Raw genomic sequence first — 936 nt, forward strand, 5'->3', positions numbered from 1 at the left:
CTAGCAGGCAGTTGTGCGTTTCCGCAGGTCAACACCGCTAACATGCGGCAACGCCGAAAGTAAAATGGGGGATCGATGCGACACAAGAATGCGGCTCGGTTACTGCTCGTGCTCATGACTGGTGCGATCGCTGCTGGATGCGGCAGCTCTGATTCCGAGTCGGGCACGGCTGCGGACTCGCCCCCGGCGGTGACGCGCACGCCTACGGACGACGCTACCGACCCGTCAGCTGACACCTCCCCGGACCAATCGTCCGCGACGTCGTTGCCACCCGGGGCCGAACCCGGCTTGGACGACATCAATGACGACGGCGAGCCCGACCCGACCTGCGGCACCCAGGATTTCGGCGCCGGACTCGTGATCCGCATCCCGTGCGACATCGGCGGCTACGCCCACGAGCCGGAAGAGGGAACCCGGCTGATCGAGGGCTCGCTCTACCGACTGCCGGGGCCTGACAACATCGACCTCACCGGAATCTCCGGGGAAAACCTTTCCGCGAGGCACGCCGACGGCACCGCACTGTTCATTCTGGTCTTCAACAGCGACAACCTGTTCGCGACCGGCAGCGACGTCATCGGCAGCACGGACACGCTCGACGCCACCATCCGCCTGATCAACTCGCAGTTCTCGGCCGGCGAGATCCAGGTCCGCGGCCACACGGATGCGACCGGCGCCGTCAGAGGCAACCAGACCCTGTCGGAAAACCGCGCCCGGGTCGTTCAGCAGTACCTGCTCGACCACGCTGTATCTGCCACGGCGGTCACTGCGGTCGGACTCGGCAGCACCCAGCCACTGACAGAAGAGGCCAACCCGGACGGTTCACCCGACCCCGAAGGTCAGCGTTTCAACCGGCGCGTCGAGATAGTCGTCCGGCTCCCCGGATAGCCGGTCGAACGACTTGTCGGCACGGGCGGTACTGTCCGGGTGTAGGCGTCA

The 936-nt window shown here is 65.7% G+C and carries 1 protein-coding gene; it reads left to right on the forward strand.

Annotated elements, in window-relative coordinates:
- Positions 1–288 precede the first annotated feature (288 nt).
- Complete coding sequence (locus AC559T_RS14170) at positions 289–885, forward strand: OmpA family protein (protein WP_241831175.1); 597 nt, start codon at positions 289–291, stop codon at positions 883–885.
- Positions 886–936 lie beyond the last annotated feature (51 nt).

Origin of the sequence: Frankia sp. Hr75.2, assembly GCF_949319125.1 — a bacterium.
Taxonomy (GTDB): domain Bacteria; phylum Actinomycetota; class Actinomycetes; order Frankiales; family Frankiaceae; genus Parafrankia; species Parafrankia soli.